The organism is Pseudomonas sp. PGPR40 (assembly GCF_022014505.1).
GTDB lineage: Bacteria > Pseudomonadota > Gammaproteobacteria > Pseudomonadales > Pseudomonadaceae > Aquipseudomonas.
This window is the reverse complement of sequence record NZ_JAKLSP010000002.1, coordinates 147,441-167,790: the sequence shown is the minus strand read 5'-3', so window position 1 is coordinate 167,790 and position 20,350 is coordinate 147,441. Positions and strand designations below refer to the sequence as shown.

The 20,350-nt window shown below is 56.7% G+C and carries 19 protein-coding genes and 1 pseudogene; 16 read left to right on the top strand and 4 right to left on the bottom strand.

Features of this window, described 5'->3' with window-relative positions:
• The first annotated feature begins 187 nt into the window (after positions 1 to 187).
• Complete coding sequence (locus tag MEB48_RS02660) at positions 188 to 1,648, top strand: efflux transporter outer membrane subunit (RefSeq protein ID WP_237881596.1); 1,461 nt, start codon at positions 188 to 190, stop codon at positions 1,646 to 1,648.
• Positions 1,649 to 1,756: 108 nt separating this feature from the next.
• On the opposite strand, the gene MEB48_RS02655 is transcribed toward MEB48_RS02660, so the two are convergent.
• Together MEB48_RS02655 and MEB48_RS02650 are read right to left on the bottom strand one after the other, a co-directional pair.
• Complete coding sequence (locus MEB48_RS02655) at positions 1,757 to 2,377, bottom strand: TetR/AcrR family transcriptional regulator (protein WP_237881594.1); 621 nt, start codon at positions 2,375 to 2,377, stop codon at positions 1,757 to 1,759.
• A gap of 170 nt (positions 2,378 to 2,547) precedes the next feature.
• Positions 2,548 to 3,594 carry an ornithine cyclodeaminase gene (locus MEB48_RS02650; protein ID WP_237881592.1) on the bottom strand — a complete coding sequence of 349 codons (1,047 nt, stop codon included), beginning with the start codon at positions 3,592 to 3,594 and terminating at the stop codon, positions 2,548 to 2,550.
• A gap of 528 nt (positions 3,595 to 4,122) precedes the next feature.
• Here MEB48_RS02650 and MEB48_RS02645 point away from each other — a divergent pair.
• The 6 genes from MEB48_RS02645 to ctlX all read left to right on the top strand — a co-directional run bounded on the left by MEB48_RS02645 (position 4,123) and on the right by ctlX (position 8,878).
• Positions 4,123 to 4,902 carry a transporter substrate-binding domain-containing protein gene (locus tag MEB48_RS02645; RefSeq protein ID WP_108216067.1) on the top strand — a complete coding sequence of 260 codons (780 nt, stop codon included), beginning with the start codon at positions 4,123 to 4,125 and terminating at the stop codon, positions 4,900 to 4,902.
• Positions 4,903 to 4,960: 58 nt separating this feature from the next.
• Entirely contained in the window at positions 4,961 to 5,686 is a 726-nt protein-coding gene (locus MEB48_RS02640) for an ABC transporter permease (protein ID WP_237881590.1), read from the top strand.
• Complete coding sequence (locus MEB48_RS02635) at positions 5,683 to 6,393, top strand: ABC transporter permease (protein WP_237881588.1); 711 nt, start codon at positions 5,683 to 5,685, stop codon at positions 6,391 to 6,393. Before MEB48_RS02640 ends, MEB48_RS02635 begins: the two co-directional genes overlap by 4 nt.
• Positions 6,394 to 6,449: 56 nt before the next feature.
• Positions 6,450 to 7,211 carry an ABC transporter ATP-binding protein gene (locus MEB48_RS02630; RefSeq protein WP_237881586.1) on the top strand — a complete coding sequence of 254 codons (762 nt, stop codon included), beginning with the start codon at positions 6,450 to 6,452 and terminating at the stop codon, positions 7,209 to 7,211.
• Between the two features lie 12 nt (positions 7,212 to 7,223).
• Positions 7,224 to 7,703 (top strand): Lrp/AsnC family transcriptional regulator, encoded by a 480-nt coding sequence (locus tag MEB48_RS02625; RefSeq protein WP_237881585.1) that lies wholly within the window; start codon positions 7,224 to 7,226, stop codon positions 7,701 to 7,703.
• 245 nt (positions 7,704 to 7,948) lie between these two features.
• On the top strand, positions 7,949 to 8,878 hold the full coding sequence (gene ctlX / locus MEB48_RS02620) for a citrulline utilization hydrolase CtlX (protein WP_237881583.1): 930 nt from the start codon (positions 7,949 to 7,951) through the stop codon (positions 8,876 to 8,878).
• Here the strand turns inward: ctlX and MEB48_RS02615 are convergent.
• Both MEB48_RS02615 and MEB48_RS02610 read right to left on the bottom strand, forming a co-directional pair.
• The gene (locus MEB48_RS02615; RefSeq protein WP_237881581.1) at positions 8,861 to 9,013 is read right to left on the bottom strand and encodes a hypothetical protein; all 153 of its coding nucleotides are present in this window, start codon (positions 9,011 to 9,013) and stop codon (positions 8,861 to 8,863) included. The two genes, ctlX and MEB48_RS02615, sit on opposite strands and share 18 nt — an antisense overlap.
• Before the next feature lie 113 nt (positions 9,014 to 9,126).
• Positions 9,127 to 9,969: a type 1 glutamine amidotransferase domain-containing protein gene (locus MEB48_RS02610; RefSeq protein WP_237881579.1), complete on the bottom strand. Its 843-nt coding sequence runs from the start codon at positions 9,967 to 9,969 to the stop codon at positions 9,127 to 9,129.
• A 115-nt stretch (positions 9,970 to 10,084) separates the two neighbouring features.
• On the opposite strand from MEB48_RS02610, the pseudogene MEB48_RS02605 reads away from it, so the two are divergent.
• From MEB48_RS02605 to MEB48_RS02565, 9 genes and pseudogenes are all read left to right on the top strand, one after another.
• Positions 10,085 to 10,997 (top strand): annotated as a pseudogene (locus MEB48_RS02605) (LysR substrate-binding domain-containing protein).
• Positions 10,998 to 11,112: 115 nt separating this feature from the next.
• Positions 11,113 to 12,381 (top strand): cystathionine gamma-synthase family protein, encoded by a 1,269-nt coding sequence (locus MEB48_RS02600; protein WP_237881577.1) that lies wholly within the window; start codon positions 11,113 to 11,115, stop codon positions 12,379 to 12,381.
• Positions 12,382 to 12,518: 137 nt separating this feature from the next.
• Positions 12,519 to 13,955, top strand: coding sequence for an amino acid permease (locus MEB48_RS02595; protein ID WP_237881999.1), 1,437 nt, complete (start codon positions 12,519 to 12,521; stop codon positions 13,953 to 13,955).
• Positions 13,956 to 14,006: 51 nt separating this feature from the next.
• On the top strand, positions 14,007 to 14,897 hold the full coding sequence (locus MEB48_RS02590; RefSeq protein WP_237881575.1) for a LysR substrate-binding domain-containing protein: 891 nt from the start codon (positions 14,007 to 14,009) through the stop codon (positions 14,895 to 14,897).
• 18 nt (positions 14,898 to 14,915) lie between these two features.
• On the top strand, positions 14,916 to 16,304 hold the full coding sequence (gene thrC / locus MEB48_RS02585; RefSeq protein ID WP_237881573.1) for a threonine synthase: 1,389 nt from the start codon (positions 14,916 to 14,918) through the stop codon (positions 16,302 to 16,304).
• The gene (locus MEB48_RS02580) at positions 16,301 to 16,738 is read left to right on the top strand and encodes an Lrp/AsnC family transcriptional regulator (RefSeq protein WP_104448105.1); all 438 of its coding nucleotides are present in this window, start codon (positions 16,301 to 16,303) and stop codon (positions 16,736 to 16,738) included. The genes thrC and MEB48_RS02580 overlap by 4 nt, the downstream gene beginning before the upstream one ends.
• A gap of 115 nt (positions 16,739 to 16,853) precedes the next feature.
• A complete protein-coding gene (locus MEB48_RS02575) occupies positions 16,854 to 17,894 on the top strand; it encodes a homoserine dehydrogenase (RefSeq protein ID WP_237881571.1) in 1,041 nt (346 codons plus the stop codon).
• Positions 17,895 to 17,906: 12 nt separating this feature from the next.
• Positions 17,907 to 19,325 (top strand): aldehyde dehydrogenase family protein, encoded by a 1,419-nt coding sequence (locus MEB48_RS02570; RefSeq protein WP_237881569.1) that lies wholly within the window; start codon positions 17,907 to 17,909, stop codon positions 19,323 to 19,325.
• 162 nt (positions 19,326 to 19,487) lie between these two features.
• Positions 19,488 to 20,129 carry a LysE family translocator gene (locus MEB48_RS02565; protein WP_237881567.1) on the top strand — a complete coding sequence of 214 codons (642 nt, stop codon included), beginning with the start codon at positions 19,488 to 19,490 and terminating at the stop codon, positions 20,127 to 20,129.
• The last annotated feature ends 221 nt before the right edge of the window (positions 20,130 to 20,350 follow it).

Genomic DNA, 20,350 nt, shown 5'->3' with positions numbered 1-20,350 from the left:
ATAGGACATGCGCCACATTTTCAGTCTGGTGACTATATCTGTCAATGGTCACAATCTGGAAGGATGGAATTTTCTGTGTTTACGCGAAAACAGCCGTGATTATTGAAGTCTGATCAAATGGCGTTGATTGACAGGATGTGACCATAACGTAATATGGTCACAAATATCCTCGATTGAAGGAACCTCAATGCCTCTCCATCGTCCCATTGCTCTTTTGGTGAGCGCCAGCTTAATGGCAGGCTGCGCGGTCGGTCCGGACTATCAACGTCCGGACGCTCCTCTTTCGGATCGTTACCTGGGTCAATCTGCTGTCGAGCAGAGGCCCGTAGCGACGCAGGCAAGTCTTGTGGCCTGGTGGGAAGGTTTTGGTGATCCAGTGCTAACCGACTTCGTCTCCAAGGCTCTTGAGCAGAATCTGGATCTGGCGCAGGCGTCGGCGCGAGTCACGCAGGCGCGAGCGGGATTGGGTGCCGCAAATGCCGCCTTACTGCCCTCGGGGGACATCAGCGGCCAGGCTGCGCGCTCCTACCAGTCAATCGAAACCCCACTCGGCCAGGTGTTGAACTCAACGCCTGGCTATGATCGGTATGGAAGCTCCTACGAGGTTAACCTCGGTGCTGGCTGGGAGGTTGATGCCTTTGGCGGCCTGCGACGCGGACGCGAAGCCGCACTCGCCGAGTACCAGGCTTCTGAGGCGGGCGCCGCTGCCACACGACTGGCCATCGCCGCGCAAACCGCCGATATCTACATCACCCTCCGCGGATTGCAGGCCCGGCTGGACATTGCAAACCGACAAGTCAAAACGCAGCAGGGACTGCTAGAGAAAGTCCGCTTGCTCTACGGCAAGGGCCTCGCTGCCAACTATCAGGTTCACCAGACCGAGGGAGCACTATCGCAGGTCCAAGCGACAGTGCCGGTCCTGCAGACCGGACTGGATGCTGCCACGAATGCACTGGATGTAATGCTCGGTACACCACCAGGCACTCATCGCACGCAACTGGCCAATGCAGGCAGCATTCCTCTGGCGCCGCAGATAAAGACCACGGGAACGCCGGCCGATCTGCTGCGCCGCAGGCCCGACCTCATCGTGGCTGAGCGCCGGCTTGCGGCCTCCAATGCACGCATCGGGGTGGCGATTGCCGAGTACTACCCGAAATTCTCCCTCAGCGCATTGCTGGGAAGTGCCACGGCCGTCTCCGGCGGCAACCTTTTCACCGGCGCAGCCAATCAGTCGGCGGGCGTACTGGGGCTGCGCTGGAGGCTTTTCGACTTTGGCCGGATAAATGCTCAAATCGATCAAGCCAAGGGACAGGAAGCCGAAGCCCTGGCCGCTTACCGTCAGTCCGTATTACGCGCTACCGAGGATGTCGAGAATGCCTTCTCCGCCCTGGTGAATCGCGAAGCTCAGGCAGCCACCCTGACTGGAGGCGAGGCATCTCTGGCACAGGCTCGCCAATCGTCATTCATTGCCTACGAGAAAGGCACGGCCAGCCTGATCGATGTTCTGCACGCCGACGAAACGATGCTGCAGGCTTCCGATGCGCGAGCGCAGGCGCGAACGGAATCGGCACGGGCGGCGGTCGCGGCATTCAAGGCGCTCGGTGGTGGTTGGGAACCTCCTGAGGCCCGGTCTGTGGCGACTCGATGATTTAACCCCAATCATCGTTTTGACCTGGGCCGCGCAGGACGAGCGTATTTCCATGTGACCATTTCAGATAAAAGTCACATAAGGGGTAAATAAATGCCCTTCGACAGATCAAGGCATGAGGCTGCGCAAGATGAGATTGGAGGTAAGCGTAGGAGCCTCTTCGACGAAATCGAGGTTGTATTGCAGCAGTAGAGGATTGACGAATGGCCGAAGAGCAAGATGTATTGCTTCTACAGTCTCGTCCAGGGGAGTCTTGCGCTCAAACTCACCCATCTCTCGCCCCTCACGCACAATTTGTAAAATAAACTGCTTGATCTGTGCATCATAAACTTGCGAACTGGGCCAGCTTTCCGACGCCGCGAACGCTGCAATGTCATAGAGTTTCCGATCATTAAAGAACAGGTTCACACCTGTGGCGATCACCGTTTTGACCAAGCGTCGAAAGCGCTCCGTTGGCGAAAGGGCCTCTACATTAATGGCCTGCTCAACAGCCGCAACGATTTGCGCCAAACAATTTGCACAGATGGCTTCACCGATCGCCTGCTTGGAATCAAAAAATTTATAGATATAGGCCTTGGAAAAGCCGATGGCTTTAGCCAGGTCGGAGACCGTGGTTTTGCCGTAGCCGTACTGACTGAAGTGTTCGTTGGCCGCCGCGACAATCTGGTTTCGAATGTCGTGATCGGCTGGGCCACGGGCGCTGGGCGAAGATATCGATGGCTGATTCATGAGAGCAGCTTACTCACCCTATAGCGGACTGACAACTTGTGACCGACAAGATATGTAGTCACAAAACCGCGCAGCGGATGGCGCTGTAAAAAAGGCCCCGAGGGATAGTCAGGGTTCCCCCTGGCAGCCGAAAGGGCCGCCAGGTGAACGCGTTGAAATGTCGAGTAGAGTCAAGCACGAAGCCTTACATCGTCAGTTGCTGAAGGCTGCAGCAACGAGAACAGGTTCTTGGGATCCTGCAGCTCTGGCACCAGCCGAATGTCGCTGCCAATGTTGAGCGTTTTTGCAACATCCAGCACATAGCGCAAGGCGGAGTAGTCCTCGATGGCGAAGCCGACAGAGTCAAACAAGGTGACTTCCTCGGCATGCTGGCGACCTTGAGTCTGACCATTGATGACTTTCCAGAACTCGATAACCGGTGAGTCTGCGGGCATCTGCTGTATTTCGCCTTCAATGCGGCTTTGCGGTTCGTACTCAACCATGACCCGCGCACGCTCGACGATGTCCCTGTGCAGTTCGGTCTTGCCGGGACAGTCGCCGCCCACGGCATTAAGGTGCATCCCGGGCTCGATCATCTCAGGCGTCAAAATAGTTGCGTAGGCCTTGTCGGCGGTGACCGTGGTCACGATATCGGCACCACGTACCGCTTGCGCGATGCTATTGGCAACGGTCACTTTTAAGGCGGGGTAGGCCCGCAGGTTGGCTACCAGCTTCGCCGTCGCGGCAGGATCGATGTCGTAGAGACTGATTTCAGTAATGCCTAGCAGTGTATGAAAGGCCAAGGCCTGGAATTCGCTTTGTGAGCCGTTGCCGATGAGCGCCATTCGGCGACTGTCAGGTCGGGCGAGGTAGCGGGCCGCGAGCGCAGACGTGGCCGCGGTACGAATGGCGGTCGTCAGCGTCATTTCACTCAGTAAAACCGGCTTTCCGGTATCGACATCTCCCAGTGCACCAAACGCCATGACCGTCAGCATGCCGTTTTGCGTGTTCTTCGGATGTCCATTCACGTACTTGAAGGCGTAAAGCGCTGCATCAGACACGGGCATCAACTCGATGACGCCCTCGGGTGAGTGGTTCGCGAGCCGCGCGCATTTCTCGAAATCCGGCCAGCGGACGTAATCCTGACGGATGTACTCGGCCATCTCGATCAGGCAGCGAGCCAAGCCTTTTTCCTGGACGAGACGGCTCAGATCATTGACGTCAATGTAACGGGTCATATTGGGTTCCTCTGGGCGATTTTTAGTGTGCAGGTCTGGACTATTGTCGAGGCAACTCAGAGAAGATTTCGGCCAATATTGACCCTGGATACAGCAAGAGAAGTCGAAAACAGCGAGCGCACAGCGCAATCGGCGAAGTGACAGCCCCCGCATTATCGTCATGCAGATGAAGAAGGTCGCAAAGACAAGCACATGCCTGTGCCGCTCCCTTCAAGCGGGGACACCGTGATTTGACGCGACGACGGAATCGGCTGTGAAAGCCCTTCGTTCAGCACAGGCACGCTGTTTCAACCTGGAGTTACGACACCAGCACCCTCCCGGCAATTGGCATTCTGACGGTCCGTTTCAAGCGCTTGTTGATCGCTGCTTGAGATGGAGTGCAACTCCGACGACTGGCTGCTTCCAGTCGATAACAACAACAAAAACGGCTGCGGTGAAGACCGCATCGACTCTCTGCCCCTGTCAAAAAGTGTGGTCCGACGCAGGCGCCGGATCGCGATAAATCCAAATAATCCGGGACTCAAGAAGATGAACATCAAATGGCTGACTTTGCCGGCACTCGCGTTGCTGTGCTGCACCACGGGCGCCAGTGCCAAGGAATGGAAGGAGCTGCGATTTGGCGTCAACCCAAGCTACCCACCCTTTGAATCCACCACGGCCGATGGTGGGGTCCAGGGCTTCGGCGTGGATCTGGGCAATGCAATATGTGCCGAGCTGAAGTTGACCTGCGTGTGGGTCAGCAATGACTTCGACGGGCTGATTCCGGGGCTCAAGGCCGGTAAGTTCGATGCCATCGAATCGTCGATGACCGTGACCGACGCACGCAAAAAACAGATCGACTTTACCGATCGCCTGTACGCAGGACCGACCGCCATTGTCACCCGCAAGGATTCCGGACTGCTACCGACCGCCGAGTCGCTGCGCGGCAAAACCATCGGTTACATGCAGGGCACGATTCAGGAAACCTACGCCAAGGCCAAGCTGGGGCCGGGCGGGGTGAAACTGCGGGCCTATCAGAACCAGGATCAGGTCTATGCCGACCTGGTGTTTGGCCGTCTCGATGCGTCGATCCAGGACAAGCTGCAAGCGCAGATGAGTTTCCTGACCTCGCCACAAGGGGCGGACTTCCAGAACAGTGAAGGCATCAGCGACCCGTTGGTCCCGGCGGAAATCGCCATTGGCGTGCGCAAGGACAACGAAGAGCTCAAAGGCATGCTCAATGCCGCCATCAAGGCCCTGCACGACAAGGGCATCTATGCGCAGATCCAGCAGAAACACTTCGGTGACCTGGACCTCTACAACAACTGATCCTCGCGCCCGGTCGCTGTGTCGCAGCGACCGGGGCGCATCAAGACAGGTGACTGGCGTGAACTCCTTCCTGAATCTGATCGGGGTCGAACTTTCGGCCCTGCAAGGCTATGGCCCTTTGTTGCTGCACGGCACCTGGGTCACCCTCAAACTGTCGGCGCTCGCACTTGTGGTGAGCATGGCGCTGGGGCTGCTTGGCGCGGCGGCCAAGCTGTCGCCGTTGAAACTGTTGAATCTACCGGCGACCTTTTACACGACGCTGATCCGTGGCGTGCCCGACCTGGTGTTGATGCTGCTGATTTTCTACAGCCTGCAAGGCTGGCTCAGCGCCCTGACCGAGGCCATGGGCTGGCCGTACATGGAAATCGACCCGTTCATGGCCGGCATCGTCACCCTGGGTTTCATCTACGGTGCGTATTTCACCGAGACCTTTCGCGGGGCGATTCTGAGTGTGCCGCGCGGGCAACAGGAAGCCGCGGCGTGCTTTGGCCTGAACCGCTGGCAACGCTTTCGGTTCGTGGTGTTCCCGCAAATGATGCGTTTCGCCTTGCCGAGCCTTGGCAACAACTGGCTGGTGCTGCTCAAGGCCACGGCGCTGGTATCGATCATCGGTTTGTCGGACCTGGTCAAGGTCGCGCAGGAGGCCGGCAAAAGCACGTTCAATATGCTTGATTTCCTGCTGCTGGCCGCCGCGCTTTACCTGCTGATCACCAGCGCTTCGAACTATGTCTTGCGCGTGCTGGAACGGCGCTACAACCAGGGTGTACGGGGGATGGCGCGATGATCGAGTTGATTGCCGAATACTGGAGGCCCTTTCTGTTCAGCGACGGCGAGACCCTCACCGGGTTGGCGATGACCCTGTGGCTGCTGGTGGCGAGCATTGCCATGGGCTTTTTCCTGTCGTTGCCCATGGCGATCTTGCGCGTCTCGCGCTTGGGCGTTTTGCGTTGGCCGGTTCAGTTGTTTACCTACGTTTTTCGCGGCACGCCGTTGTATATCCAGTTGCTGATTTGCTACAGCGGGATCTATGGCATCGCCGTGGTTCGTTCGCAGCCATTGCTCGAAGCGTTTTTCCGCGACGCCATGAACTGCACCTTGCTGGCGTTCACCCTCAACACCTGCGCCTACACCGTGGAAATTTTCGCCGGAGCGATCCGCAGCATTCCCTACGGTGAAATCGAAGCGGCACATGCCTATGGCCTCAGTGGCTGGCGCCTGTACCTGCAACTGATCCTGCCTTCGGCGCTGCGCCGCGCACTGCCGTACTACAGCAACGAAGTGATCCTGATGTTGCACGCGACTTCGGTGGCGTTTACCGCAACGATTCCGGACATCCTGAAAATTGCCCGGGATGCCAATGCGGCGACCTTCATGACGTTTCAGGCCTTCGGCATTGCCGGTCTGCTGTACCTCGTGCTGTCGTTCGGGCTGGTCGGTGCGTTCCGCCTGGCTGAGAAACGCTGGCTGAGCTTCCTGGGCCCGGCCCACTGACTTCCATTCTTTATCCAGAGCGGCACCGATAAGTGTGCCGCTCCAGGAGTATTCGCATGTACAAACTCACGGTTGAAAATCTGTATAAACGTTTTGGCGACAATGAAGTGCTCAAGGGCGTTTCGTTAAACGCACGGGCAGGGGACGTGGTGAGCATGATCGGCGCGAGCGGTTCGGGTAAAAGCACCATGCTGCGCTGCATCAACTTTCTTGAGCGTGCGGACGAAGGCGCAATTGCTCTGGATGGCGAGCGAATCCTCACCCGTCAGGGCGTTGGAGGCATGCGCGTTGCCAATCCAAAACAGTTGCAGCGCTTGCGCACGCGACTGGCGATGGTGTTCCAGCATTTCAACCTGTGGAGTCACCTGACCGTACTGGAGAACATCGTGCTGGCGCCATGTCGAGTCTTGGGCATGAGTCGCAAGGCCGCCGAAGAGAGCGCACGGGCGTATCTGGACAAGGTCGGCTTGCCGCAACGGGTGGCCGATCAGTACCCGGCGTTTCTGTCGGGCGGGCAGCAACAACGGGTGGCGATCGCCCGTGCCCTGGCGGTGGAACCGGAAATCCTGTTGTTCGACGAGCCAACTTCGGCGCTCGACCCGGAATTGGTGGGTGAAGTCCTGAAGGTCATTCATGCACTGGCCGAAGAAGGTCGGACCATGTTGATGGTGACCCACGAAATGGGGTTTGCCCGGCAGGTCTCCAGCCAGGTGTTGTTCTTGCATCAGGGGCGGGTCGAAGAGCAGGGTGATGCTACGATACTCGACCGGCCAAACAGTGAACGTTTGCAGCAATTTCTATCGGGTCGTTTGAAGTGAGGCAAGGTGTACATGGCGGATATCCGCGATCTGTCGATCGTGCTTGATCGTATCGATCAGGCAATCATCGAAGTGCTGCGCCACGAAGGGCGCATCACCTATCAAAAGCTGTCCGAACGCGTACACCTGACCCCCAGGCCTTGTCTGGAACGGGTGCGCAAGCTGGAACAGCTCGGGGTCATTCGCGGCTATGGCGCGATTCTCGATGAGAAGAAGCTGACGCCGGGCTTGTCATTGCTGGTGCTGGTGGCGTTGTCGAACCAGAGCGGACGCGCAGCGCAAAAGGCCTTCGAAGCAACGGTCCGTGCCTGCCCGCAGGTGCTGGAGTGTCGCCTGATCAGTGGCGCTTTCGACTACAGCCTGCGCATGCGCTGCCGTGACATGGAGCATTACCGAGTGTTGACCGAAGTCTGGTTTGACGACCCGGATTTGCACATCGACAAACTGGTCAGCCACCCAGAGCTGGCGATGGTCAAGACCACGATGGAGTGAGATCAAAAGATCGCAGCCTGCGGCAGCTCCTACAGGATGGGCATTCACCTGCAAATTTGCGGTAAACACGGTTCATGTAGGAGCTGCCGCAGGCTGCGATCTTTTGCTTTTCAGCGCCCGCCGAATCGGCTGGGCAATCGAGAATCTTCAGCCGTTTTCATCCGCGCAAAAGCCGTTATCAACCGGGTTTTTCCCACCTCGAAACAGACAATGAGCCCCTCTCGCCCCTCATTGAGTCTGTGCCCATGCAAACCACCAATACCGTTTTAATGATTCGCCCGACACGTTTCTCCTTCAATCAGGACACGGCGGCGAACAACCGTTTCCAGCGTCCGGCAACCGTTGCCGAAGACGTGCAATTCAAGGCCCTTGCCGAGTTCGATGGCTATGTCGCCGCGTTGCGTCGGCATGGCGTTGAAGTCCTGGTGCATAACGATCGCGAAGCGCCGCATACCCCGGACTCGATCTTCCCCAACAACTGGTGGAGCAGCCACCCGGATGGCACCTTGGTCCTGTATCCGATGCAGGGCCACAACCGGCGTCTGGAACGGGACAAAGGTGTGCTCGACGGGTTGCTGGGCGAATACCGGGTCGAGCAGGTGCTGGACCTGTCCCGCCTCGAAGAGCAGGAGGTTTTCCTGGAGGGCACCGGCAGCATGGTGCTGGATCGGCAACAGCGGATTTGCTACGCCGGGTATTCCACGCGCACCCATACCCAGGCCCTGAATCAGTTGATCAGTCATCTGGGTTATGAGCTGTGCGCCTTCCATGCGGTGGACCGCCAAGGCGTGGCGATTTATCACACCAACGTGATGATGAGTGTCGGCACCCGCCTTGCGGTGGTTTGCCTGGAGTCCGTACCCCAATCGGGTGAACGTGCGGCGCTGCTTGAACGGCTCGAAACCAGCGGCAAACAGGTCATCGCCTTGAACTGGGCGCAGCTGGAGTCCTTTGCCGGAAACATGCTGCAAGTGCACAGCGCAGCGGGCGAGCCGCTGCTGGTGATGTCGCGCACAGCCTGGCAATCCCTGGACGCCGATCAGCGTCGCTTGATCGAAGCTCACACCACGCCGTTGCCGGTGAACATCGACACCATCGAGCGCATCGGTGGCGGCAGCGCTCGCTGCATGCTGGCCGAGGTGTTCCTGCCCAAACATTCATCCACCAAGGAATGAATGTGATGATCGTTCGTCCTGCAACGCAGATAGCCAGAGAGGATTGCCACTGCTGTCGACGCCTGACTGGATCGACACGGCGATGCCGTTGCGGGTCACGTCAGTGATCAACACCGTATCGTCATTCGTGACCAAGATGCTGTCCGTGTTGATGTTCAGGTGCGCGACCGTTTTTACCGCTGCGGCCAGTCTGTAGTGGGTAGGTTCGGGTCTGTGGGACCAGGGAATAGCGCGGTGTGGCAGACGTGTTATTTCAGTCGAGCGAGCAATGCCTTGCCGACCTCTATGGCCGAGGTCGGATTCTGGCCCGTGATCAACTCGCGATCGATGACCACATTAGGCGTCCAGTTCGAAGCGTTGCTGCGGTACACCCCACCAGCTTTTTCCAGCGCGGTTTGCGGGTAGAACTTCATGGCGCCACCGTTGAGCAGACCTTTGGCTTCTTCCTCTTCCTTGTTGCTGATAACGGTCATCTTGTAGCCCGCATAGATCCAGTCGGCGCTGCCGTTCACCGGTTTCGCGGTCTGGAGTTGGCGGGTAAAATTTTCGGCGTCAGGCAAGGTCGACAACAGGGCTATCGGACCATGGCAGACGAGTGCGGTGGTCTTGCCCTGTGCATGGAAATCCGCCAGCAAGCGCCCCAGCGGACGGCTGTGGAGCAGATCCTGCATGGGGGCATGGCCGCCGGGAATGTAGACCGCATCAAAGTGCGCGTAACCGATCTGTTCCACCCGGGAAAGGCTGATGACTGGCGACTGTTCTGGTTGGGTCAGCTTCAGTTGATCGAGCAAGTCCTTATAGGTTTGAAGCGCTGCTTCATCGTTGTTGAAGTACATTTTGTCGATGGATGTCTTGTCCACCGTCGGCACGTCACCGTTCGGGGTGGCAAAGGTGATGTTATGACCGGCCTCGAGCAGCAGTTTCACCGGTTGCAAAAGCTCGTTCAGGTAAAACCCGGTCGCAAAGACCTTGCCGTCCTTCAAATCGAGTTTCGCCGAGTCGGAAAGCACTACAAGCACGTTGTCCGCGCTGGCCGCCAGGCTGGTACTGGCGAGGGTTGCGGCCAATGCAATACGGGTCAAGGTTTTCATGTCGCGTCCAAAGTAGTTGGGCGAACACTTGCCGCCCCTGCCTGGATACTCTATTGATGTGTGTTATGGCGATAAACCACCGCCAATGGAATTCATTTGGACTTGGAAAGCAATAATGCCGCGTAGATTTGACCATCTTGGCGATGTGGAAGCTTTTATTCGCGTAGTTGAGCAGGGCACCGTCAGTGCTGCTGCCGTCGCCTTGGGGGACCACGCCTTCGGTGCTTAGTCGTGCGTTGACCAGGCTTGAATCGCGTCTTGGCGTGCAATTGTTGCGACGCACTACCCGCCGGCTCAGCCTGACCGACGCCGGTAAGTTGTATCTGGAACAGACGCGTTCTGCGTTTGCGCAGATCGAAGAGGTGGAGCGCAGTATTCTCGGCCAGGAAGGCGAATTGAGCGGGCGCGTTCGGATGAGCGTGCCGACGACATACGGGCATTATCGTCTGCCGCCGCTGCTCAGTGCCTTTGCCCGGCAATACCCAGCTGTGCGGGTGGAGCTGAGCATCACCAATCGCAATGTCGACCTGGTCGCCGAAGGCTACGATCTGGCGATTCGCCTGGGGCAGTTGCCAGACAGTGGTCTGGTGGGGCGCAAGCTGGAAGATGCACGGCTCTGCCTGGTTGCGTCTCCCCAATACCTGGCACGCGCCGGCGTCCCTACGACGCTTGAGATGTTAGGCGAGCATGTTTGCCTGCCGTTCATCATGCCCAGCAGCGGCAAGATCGGGCCGTGGTTGTTCTGCCTTGATCAAAAAAATATCGAATGGCTGCCGCAAGCCAATGTGCAGGTTTTGGATGATGTCCTCGGCATCGTTTCGTTGGCCGAAAGCGGTCTGGGGATCTGCCAGACCTATGACTTCGTTATCCGGGACAGAATGCAGCGGGGGCAATTGGTGGAAATACTTCCACAGTTGAGCGGGCGCAGTCGGCCATTCTCGATTATTTACCCGCCTCACCAGCAACTATCAGCCGCATCCCGGGCGCTGATCGAGTTCATCCTGGATAACACCCAAGCCAGCCATTAAAAAAAGCACCCCTCACTCCCGGATATCATGATTTTTCACAAACATGAGCCTTCCATATAGTCTTCCCAAGCCCACTTGGAACACGGTTGTGTTTCCCTTGATGCGAGACAATGTTATGGAAACCAAGAAACGCGCCGTCCAGGCTTCAGAGGTTGGGATGGGGACTCGAGTCGTATGGGGAGGAGAGCAAATTCAACACCCCTACAATGCGACCCAGACGCCCATTGTGGTCAGTGCCGCGTATGGCTACGACGATATCGATAAGTGGTATGACGTGGCATTGGGAAAGGAGCCCGGCTTCATTTACAGCCGTATGAGCAATCCCACTGTCTGTGTCCTGGAAGATAAACTTTGTGAGCTCGAAAACGCAGAGTCGGCTGTAGCGTTCAGTACCGGAATGGCTGCAATCAGCGGTGTACTGCACACCTTCCTTTCCTATGGGCAGCGCGTGATATCTACACGTGACAGCTACGGTGGTACGAACAAGATTTTTGAGGAGTTTCTTCCACGCATGGGCGTGGAGGTAACCCTTTGCGATACGCTCGACACGGTGGTTCTTGAGCAGGAGATTGCTAAAGGCTGCAGCGTCCTGTACCTGGAAACACCCACCAATCCAACGCTGAAAATCGTTGATATTCGGCGCCTTGTGGCAGCCGCGAAACGAGTGGGCGCTTTGGTTGTTGCGGACAATACATTCGCGACGCCTCTGAATCAGAATCCGCTGGCTTTAGGCGTTGATGTGGTTGTGCACAGCGCGACCAAATTCCTGTCCGGTCATGGTGATGTACTCGGCGGTGTAGTTTGCGGCGCCGAGCATTTGATGTCTCAAGTTCGCCATTACCGCGAAATAAATGGAGCCTCGCTGGATCCTTTTTCGGCGTATCTAATCATCCGAGGCATCAAGACTCTGGCTCTGCGTCTTCGCCAGCAACAGGCGAGCGCGCAACTGTTGGCCGAGTACCTGTGTACCGAACCTCTCGTCGAGTCTGTGAACTATCCGGGGTTGCCTCAACATCCTGGCCATGACATCGCTCGTTCGCAAATGAACGGATTCGGAGCCATCGTCAGCTTCGTGCTGAAAGGAGGCATGGACACAGTGACCCGTTTGCTACCGCTGCTCCGATATGCGCATCGGGCGGGTAATTTGGGAGCAGTCGAGACCATCTATGGGCCGGCTCGGACGACCAGTCACGTGGAAAACACCTTGGAAGAACGTCAGGCCCTTGGAATTTCCGAAGGTTTGGTTCGAGTGTCCGTAGGTATTGAAGATTCAGCAGATTTATTGGCTGATCTAAAACAAGCCTTCGCTTTAGTGCGAAGTAAACAAGGTGATGCAAGCCTTAACGCTGACAGTGCCCAACGTTTCATTGAAGTAGGAGCCTAAACACCGGCAGGACGTTAAACACTGATCTTAAGCCCTTCATGAAGAATGAAAATAATAAAATCCAGCGACAAAAAAAATTGTACTGCCCAACAGCCAGTTACAAGGCGTTTGTCCGAACATTTCATGAGAATACAACCATGACCACACAGATAGAAAATAATCAGCCCGACCCAAACTCGCGTTTCAAAAAGGAAATGCAAACTCGCCACATCGTTATGTTGGCACTGGGCGGTGTGATCGGTACGGGGTTATTCCTGACCTCCGGTTACACGGTTAATCAGGCTGGGCCTCTCGGTGCCGTGATCGCTTACATCATCGGTGCAGTGATGGTGTATTTAGTCATGGTCTGTCTCGGTGAGTTGGCTGTACAGATGCCAGAAACCGGATCTTTCAGTAGCTACGCAACGCGATACCTTGGCCCAGGCACAGGCTATACCGTGGCTTGGCTTTACTGGCTCACTTGGGCCGTCGCCATCGGTTCAGAATTTACAGCGGCGGGCATACTGATGGTTCGGTGGTTTCCTGATACACCGGTCTGGATTTGGAGTGCGCTGTTTGCCATTGCAGTCTTCTCAAGCAATGTTGTCTCTGTTCGGTTGTTTGCGGAGACTGAATTTTGGCTTTCGCTGATTAAGGTTCTGACCGTCATCACGTTCATTGCGATCGGCGGAGCGGCAATTTTCGGTCTTTTTCAAGTACAGAATTTGCAGGGTATCGGACTTTCCAACTTCACCCGTGAAGGGCTTTTCCCCACAGGGTTCTTACCCATTGCAATGACCCTCCTGGCTGTTTCCTTCGCATTTTCCGGAACCGAGCTGATCGGGATTGCGGCAGGGGAAGCGCAAGATCCACAAACTAGCGTTCCCAAGGCGATTCGCACGACAGTGGTACGTTTGGCGCTGTTCTTCGTGGGGACAATTTTCGTCCTGGCGACGTTACTGCCACGAGAGCAAGCGGGGCTCGTAGAAAGTCCCTTCGTCATGGTGTTTGAGCTGATTGGCATCCCATACTCTGCCGACATTATGAACTTCGTCATTCTCACGGCGCTGATTTCCGCCGCTAATTCGGGCCTGTATGCAGCGTCGCGCATGTTATGGACATTGAGCGATCAAGGGCATATGCCTAAGCGCTACGCCAAGCTCTCCAGTCGGGGCGTACCGGTGAACGCCATCGTTCTCAGCATGGCGGGTGCAGTGGCTTCTCTGCTCAGCAGTGTGCTTGCCCCTGATACGGTTTATTTAGCCTTGGTGTCCATTTCCGGTCTGGCGGTAGTCGTCGTGTGGATGAGCATCGCTGCAAGCCAGATCGCGTTCCGTCGTCAATACGTCGCTAATGGCGGACGAGTTGAAGACCTGCATTTCCGTGTGCGTGGCTATCCATGGGTGCCTATCGGTGCACTGTTGTGTTGCCTGCTGGCCTGTGTGGGTATCGCTTTTGATCCTGAGCAACGCGTGGCGCTTTACTTCGGCCTCCCCTTTATCGCGTGGTGTTATTTCATTTACTGGATCACTCGAAACAAGCGAGCAGAGCGGTTGGCTTTAGCCGCCGCTGTTCATTCCTCTGGCACCGCGTGAAACTCTCAGGCAATGATGAAGCATAGATAAAGTCCTGATGAGGTTGCGCCGATGAGTCAAAAGTCACTACCACCCTTGAACTGGTTGAGGGCATTCGAAGTATCGGCGCGTTATTTGAACTTTACCCACGCGGCAGAAGAACTCCATTTGACTCAAGGGGCTGTGAGTCAGCAGATCCGTCAATTGGAAAGTCACCTCGGTGTAGCGCTGTTCAAGCGCTTGCCTCGAGGGCTTGGCTTGACCGAGGAAGGGCAGTCGTACCTGCCTGTCGTACAAGACGCGATCAGTCGACTTGCAGTCGGCACAAACGAGATTTTCGGCCAGCGCAATCGAAGACATTTGAAAGTGCGTGGCAGCCTTTCCTTTCTTCACTATTGGTTGGCACCCCGGCTCGCAGATTTTTGTCGGGAGTATCCGCAGATCGATATTCGGTATATCAGCAATATTTGGGTGAAAGAACCAGACGGCGAGGACGACCTGGAGATTCGCTGGGGATGCGGTGAGTGGTCGGGCTTGCACGCTCAGCGATTGACGTGGGACATCCTCCAGCCTGTTTGCTCCCCAACGCTCATGGCCAGCTCACCCATATATGAGCCTCGCGACTTGATGAGCCATTCTCTACTTCACGTGTTGGGTTACGAAGAAGGTTGGGGTTATTGGTTGAAGCGAGTTGGAGCAGACGACGTCGACTATTCCCGTGGCCTTCAGTTTGACACGCTGATCTCCACGATCCGCATGGCCGAACTGGGGCAGGGCGTTGCGCTGGCACGATCTTCCGTGGTCGAGGATTTGCTCAAGAGTGGGCAATTGGTTGCGCCATTCAATCACCGAATCGAGGCCAGCGAATCCTTTTATCTGGTGCACGAACAGGCCGAAGCGCTATCGCCAGATGCCGCAAATTTTTCTACCTGGCTGGTGGCTCAAGCCCATCGCCTTCTGTAATACCGATTGGGGGTGGTCATGGATTATGTAAGCACACGCGGCGGTGACACGCGGGCGGATTTTCGCAGTGTGGTTTTGTCGGGGCTCGCCGAAAATGGAGGTCTGTACGTCCCGACCCATTTGCCGGTATTCACTGAGAAACAAATTACCAGTTGGTCATGGCTGCCGTTTGATGAGTTGGTATGGCGGATAATTTCGCCCTTTGTTGGCTCGTCCATGGACGAAAGCACCCTGCGTGACTTGCTCAGTGACAGCTATCAACAATTCAAGCATCGCGCTATTACGCCGCTTGAGCAGATCGGGCATAACGAGTGGATCCTCCAGCTGTTTCATGGCCCGACCCGTTCTTCCAAAGATTTTGCCGCGCAATTGCAAGCGCGCCTGGTCAAGCATTTTCTGAAGGAGGTCGGGAAACAAGCGTGGGTGGTCGGTGCAACTAACGGTGATACGGGCCTCGCGGCGCTTGAAGCCTTTGCTGACTGCCCGGCCGCTCGCCTGGCGATACTGTATCCGCGCGACGGGCTTGCGCCTGAGCAACTCAGTGCCTTGCAGGCAGCCGACCCGCAGCGGGTTCAGCTGATTGCGGTTGATGGAAATTTCGATGATTGCCAGACACTGGTCTCCCGACTCTTGCGTGAGTGGCCGTTGGACGGCGTGATGCCGGTCTGTTTCAACTCGACCAATTGGATCGGCGTCCTGGCCCAGATCGTTTTTTACTTCCATGCCGCCTTGCAACTGGGCGGTGGTTCGCGTCCCGTGGGCTTCAGCGTTCCAGCTGCCAGCTCGGCCGAAATCTACGCGGGCTACATTGCGCAGAAAATGGGCTTACCGATCAACCAAGTGATCATTTCCACCAACAGCAATGATGCCCTGCACCAGTTTTTTCATTGCAATCGCTACTCCACCCGGATGACTGATCGAACAGTGTCGCCGGCGATGGACTTCTCATTGTTTTCCAACCTGGAGCGGTTTATCTGGGAGATTTACGAACACGATGGCTGCTCGACAAAAGGACTGATGGAGCATTTTGAACGTTACGGGGAAATGAGCATCGGCAACCAACAATGGCTGCGTGCTCGGGTACTCTTCGATTCCTATGCCGTAGATGAATCTCAGGTGCGCGATGAGGTGGTCGAGCTGTTCCGGGAAACAGGCTCGGCCATCGACCCCCACACCGCTGTCGGTGTACTGGCCGGCAGGCTTCATCGACGCAGCCTGGGCGCACCGATGGTCACTTTCGGGCAAATTGCGCCGGCCAAGTCGGCGGCGCTGTTGGCCGAACTGGGCGTCTGGCAAGCAAGCGTTCCGGGTACAGTCGAGGTGCGCGCGCAACCACCGTACCTGGCCAGGGATGATCTGGGCGGTCTGTGTCAGGTTCTTCGTCTGGCGCAGCAGAGGTTTGCATGAAGCGCATTCTGGATCCGCTGGACGAACGCATACTGGCCGAACTCACCGCCAATGCGCGAATAGCCCATATCGAACTGGGCGCCAAGATCAACTTGTCACGCAATGCTGTGCGCCAGCGCATCGAACGTCTTGAGCGCGACGGTGCGATTCAGGGCTATACGGTACTGCTCGGTGAGTCGCGGAGGCCTGCGTCGCTTATCAGCGCGGTGATCTTTGTCTACCGCTACGACCGCATGCGTGGCGAAGCAGTACTGGCTGCGCTGCGCTCCATTCCCGAAGTCGTGCAATGTGAAGTGCTCAGTGGTGAGTTCGATTTGATGCTGCGCGTGAATGCCGCCACACCTGAACGTGTCCATCTCGTCTGGAAGGAAATCGCGGCCATGCCCGGGGTGGAAAACACCGTGACCTCGTTCGTTCTTTCTGCTGTGTTTTGAATACATCGAGCTTGGGCAAAACGCCCAACTAATACAGCGTTTTGCCATATTCAACTGCCCAAGCCCGGCTCTTAGGATGTTCCTGTCGAACAACATCAATAAAGGAACAGCTTTTATGACTGAGTACAAAATCGCCTTGGTAGGGTTTGGTGGCGTGAACCGTGGTTTCGCCCAATTGGTCGCCGATCGTAATGCCGAGTGGAAAGAGTCCCTGGGCTTCACTATCAAAATCGTCGGTGTCACCGATCTGTTCCTCGGCTCCATCGTTGCTAAAGACGGTCTGGATGCAAAGCAGTTGGTCGCGCTGCCCGTTGAGAAAGGCGTGTTCGCTCAACTGCCCGGTGGCCATGCTGAGGCCTTCAACGAAACCGTGATCAAGCACTCCGGTGCAGACATCATCGCTGAGGCCACTTTCACCAATCCGGTGGATGGCGAGCCCGCCACTACCTTCTGCCGCTGGGCATTGGAAAGTGGCATTCATGTAGTGACCACCAATAAGGGACCCATTGCGTTGCACGGTGCCGAGCTCAAGGCGTTGGCCCATCGCAACCAGGTGGCTTTCGAATACGAGGGAGCGGTGATGAGCGGCACCCCGGTGATTCGTCTGGCCAGGCAGGCCTTGGCGGGTGCCAACGTACAAGGCTTCGAAGGCATCCTGAACGGTACTTCCAACTACGTGCTCACCCAAATGAAAGACGGCCTGACGTTCAATGATGCCGTCGTACAAGCGCAACAGCTTGGTTACGCCGAGGCAGATCCAACCGCCGATGTGGAAGGGTTTGACGTGCGTCTCAAGGTGGTCATCCTGGCTAACGAACTGCTCGATGCACATCTGAATGTCAGCGATGTGATGTGTTCGGGTATCAGCAATATCAGCGCGCAAGATATTGCCCAGGCAAGTGCCAATGGCGCGAGCTGGAAACTGATTGGCTCAGCCGATCGTGAGGCAGATGGCTCGGTTCGAGCGAGCGTGGAGGCCCGGCTGCTGCCGAACTCGCATCCTCTGGCAGGTATTGTCGGCGCCACGAATGCAGTGTCCTTCAACACCGAACTGCTAGGCGCTGTCACGGTGTCCGGGCCAGGGGCAGGTCGTATCGAGACGGCCTTCGCATTGCTGTCGGACATCGTCGCCATCCACACCGCCCACGGCAAATAACAGGAGATTGTCATGAGCGTATCCAGCAGAGCCAGTATCCAGCTTGTTGAAGCCAAACAGATTGATGTGTTCAGTCCATTCGATGGTCACCTGGTAGGGAGCGTCCCTTGCCTCGATGCTGCCGCCGTTCCTGGCTTGCTGGAACGTGCGCGAATCGGCGTGCGCGAGGGGGCGGCAATGCCTCGTCATTTGCGTGCGCGCATTCTTGAGGACGCCGCCCGGTGTGTGGAGCTCGAGTCCGAAGCATTTGCCAGACTGATCGTCGCAGAGGCGGGAAAAACACTGCGACAAGCAGAGAAGGAAGTGAAGCGTTGCGTGAACACATTGAAGCTATCGGCGGAGGAGGCGCGTCGTAACGCCGGGGAAGTGATTCCATTTGGGGCTTATGAAGGATCGGAGTCGCGTCAAGGTTGGTTCACGCGCGAACCGTTGGGGCTTATCGTCGCGATCACGCCCTACAACGATCCGCTGAATCTGGTCGCCCATAAACTCGGCCCGGCAATCGCCGGTGGCAATGCGGTGATTCTGAAACCCTCGGAACTCGCGCCGCTGTCTGCTCTCAAGCTCGTTGAGTGCCTGGTGAAAGCGGGTCTTCCACCCTCGGTGATTACCCCGGCTACTGGTGGCGTCGACTTGGGTAAAGCATTGGTAGAGATTCGCGAAGTCCGGATGATTTCCTTTACGGGTGGCTTTGCCACGGGAGAGGCCATTGCTCGTAGTGCCGGGTTGAAAAAGTTGGCAATGGATCTGGGGGGAAATGCCCCGGTTCTCGTGCTTGAAGATTGTGATATTGAACCGACGGTAGAGTCCTGTGTGTCTGGTGCCTTTTGGGCCGCAGGGCAGAATTGCATCGGCACGCAGCGCATCCTTGTTCATCGTTCAATTTATGAGGACTTCCGTGAGCGTTTTGTCAGCCAGACGCGTGCATTGCTGGTGGGCGATCCTGACCAGCGAGAAACAGATGTAGGCCCGATGATCACGGAACAGGCGGCGCGTCGTACCGAACAATTGGTAAATGATGCGCTGGCCGAGGGTGCCGTTCTGCTGTGTGGGCACCATCGCCAAGGGGGAAGTTATGCGCCGACCGTGCTTGAGCACGTGAGGCATAGCAGTACGATTTGGCAGCAGGAGGTCTTCGCGCCGGTGGTTATCCTGGAGCCTTTTGACCATCTGGATGAGGCTGTTGCTCTGGCTAACGCAACAGAGTACAGCTTGCATGCAGGTCTATTCACACGTGATATCGCCAAGGCTTTAAAACTGGCGCGTCAGATCGAGGCGGGTGGCGTGATGATCAATGACTCCTCCGATTATCGTTTCGATGCGATGCCTTTCGGTGGCTTCAAGTACGGAAGTCTGGGGCGCGAAGGTGTTCGATTTGCCTATGAGGACATGACGCAGCCTAAAGTGGTTTGTATCAGCGAGTTGGATTAAACCTACGAAGTCAATTGCCGTCGACGTACATCGGGTGGACACTTTTTCCTGACGCCCGATGTCCGCTGTAATAAAAAACTGATTCCCGCTTGGGAAACCGAGCACCTCGTTGTCCCGCTCGCTCCTGTAATATGCCAACCCTCACCACCACGAGCTTTGAAAATGGATTCTCACTCGATTCTGACTTTTACCCTGGTCGCCGCGATTGCCATCGCCAGCCCAGGGCCTGCGACCTTGATGGCGATCAACAATAGCCTGGCCCATGGGCAGCGCAGCGCCATGTGGTCATCGCTCGGCAACGCCAGTGGCCTGTTCTGTCTGTCGTCCGCTGCCATGCTGGGGTTGGGGGCGCTGCTTGCCAGTTCCGAATGGCTGTTCAACGCAGTGAAGTTCATCGGTGCCGGTTATTTGTTTTATCTGGGCATCAGACAATTGTTCAAAAAGGGCCCGATGCTCCCGGACGGGATTCAGGACGACTTGAAGAAAATCCGGCCGACTCGTTCAAAACTGTACAAATCAGCCTTCCTGACAGCGGTGACCAACCCCAAGGCGACGATGTTCTTCACCGCGCTGTTCCCGCAGTTCATCGATCAGAGCACGGCATTGCTGCCGCAATTTATGATCCTCACCTCGATCTTCATGGCATTGTCGGTGTCATCCCTGAGCCTCTATGCCGCGCTTGCCTCGCGGGCCAAGGGTGTGCTGACCCGGCCTGCGCTGTCCCGTTGGGTCAGCCGGGTGGTGGGGTCGACATTCATCGGTTTCGGTGCTGCCATCCTGACCATGCGGCGGCAAGCGGCGTAGGAGGGGCGGCTTCTCACCTTCATAAGCTTGGTTTCAAGGCCATTTTCAGTATCGTCCGGCCCCTGAAATTTTCAGGGCAGTCCGGAGGTATCAGGGAGCAGTTGATGTACGGGAATGACAAGTTTGGCTGGACGTATGCGTTGCTGGCTGGAGCAGTGGCGCTCAGCTCTGGCTCGGGGCTGAGAAAGGGACAATCAGTACCCTTTCCTCTGTCTGTTTTT

Coding starts and splice junctions, on each gene's coding strand:
- MEB48_RS02660 (WP_237881596.1), top strand. CDS start 188: ATGCCTCTCCATCGTCCCATTGCTCTTTTGGTGAGCGCCAGCTTAATG.
- MEB48_RS02655 (WP_237881594.1), bottom strand. CDS start 2,377: ATGAATCAGCCATCGATATCTTCGCCCAGCGCCCGTGGCCCAGCCGAT.
- MEB48_RS02650 (WP_237881592.1), bottom strand. CDS start 3,594: ATGACCCGTTACATTGACGTCAATGATCTGAGCCGTCTCGTCCAGGAA.
- MEB48_RS02645 (WP_108216067.1), top strand. CDS start 4,123: ATGAACATCAAATGGCTGACTTTGCCGGCACTCGCGTTGCTGTGCTGC.
- MEB48_RS02635 (WP_237881588.1), top strand. CDS start 5,683: ATGATCGAGTTGATTGCCGAATACTGGAGGCCCTTTCTGTTCAGCGAC.
- MEB48_RS02630 (WP_237881586.1), top strand. CDS start 6,450: ATGTACAAACTCACGGTTGAAAATCTGTATAAACGTTTTGGCGACAAT.
- MEB48_RS02625 (WP_237881585.1), top strand. CDS start 7,224: ATGGCGGATATCCGCGATCTGTCGATCGTGCTTGATCGTATCGATCAG.
- ctlX (WP_237881583.1), top strand. CDS start 7,949: ATGCAAACCACCAATACCGTTTTAATGATTCGCCCGACACGTTTCTCC.
- MEB48_RS02610 (WP_237881579.1), bottom strand. CDS start 9,969: ATGAAAACCTTGACCCGTATTGCATTGGCCGCAACCCTCGCCAGTACC.
- MEB48_RS02600 (WP_237881577.1), top strand. CDS start 11,113: ATGGAAACCAAGAAACGCGCCGTCCAGGCTTCAGAGGTTGGGATGGGG.
- MEB48_RS02595 (WP_237881999.1), top strand. CDS start 12,519: ATGACCACACAGATAGAAAATAATCAGCCCGACCCAAACTCGCGTTTC.
- MEB48_RS02590 (WP_237881575.1), top strand. CDS start 14,007: ATGAGTCAAAAGTCACTACCACCCTTGAACTGGTTGAGGGCATTCGAA.
- thrC (WP_237881573.1), top strand. CDS start 14,916: ATGGATTATGTAAGCACACGCGGCGGTGACACGCGGGCGGATTTTCGC.
- MEB48_RS02580 (WP_104448105.1), top strand. CDS start 16,301: ATGAAGCGCATTCTGGATCCGCTGGACGAACGCATACTGGCCGAACTC.
- MEB48_RS02575 (WP_237881571.1), top strand. CDS start 16,854: ATGACTGAGTACAAAATCGCCTTGGTAGGGTTTGGTGGCGTGAACCGT.
- MEB48_RS02570 (WP_237881569.1), top strand. CDS start 17,907: ATGAGCGTATCCAGCAGAGCCAGTATCCAGCTTGTTGAAGCCAAACAG.
- MEB48_RS02565 (WP_237881567.1), top strand. CDS start 19,488: ATGGATTCTCACTCGATTCTGACTTTTACCCTGGTCGCCGCGATTGCC.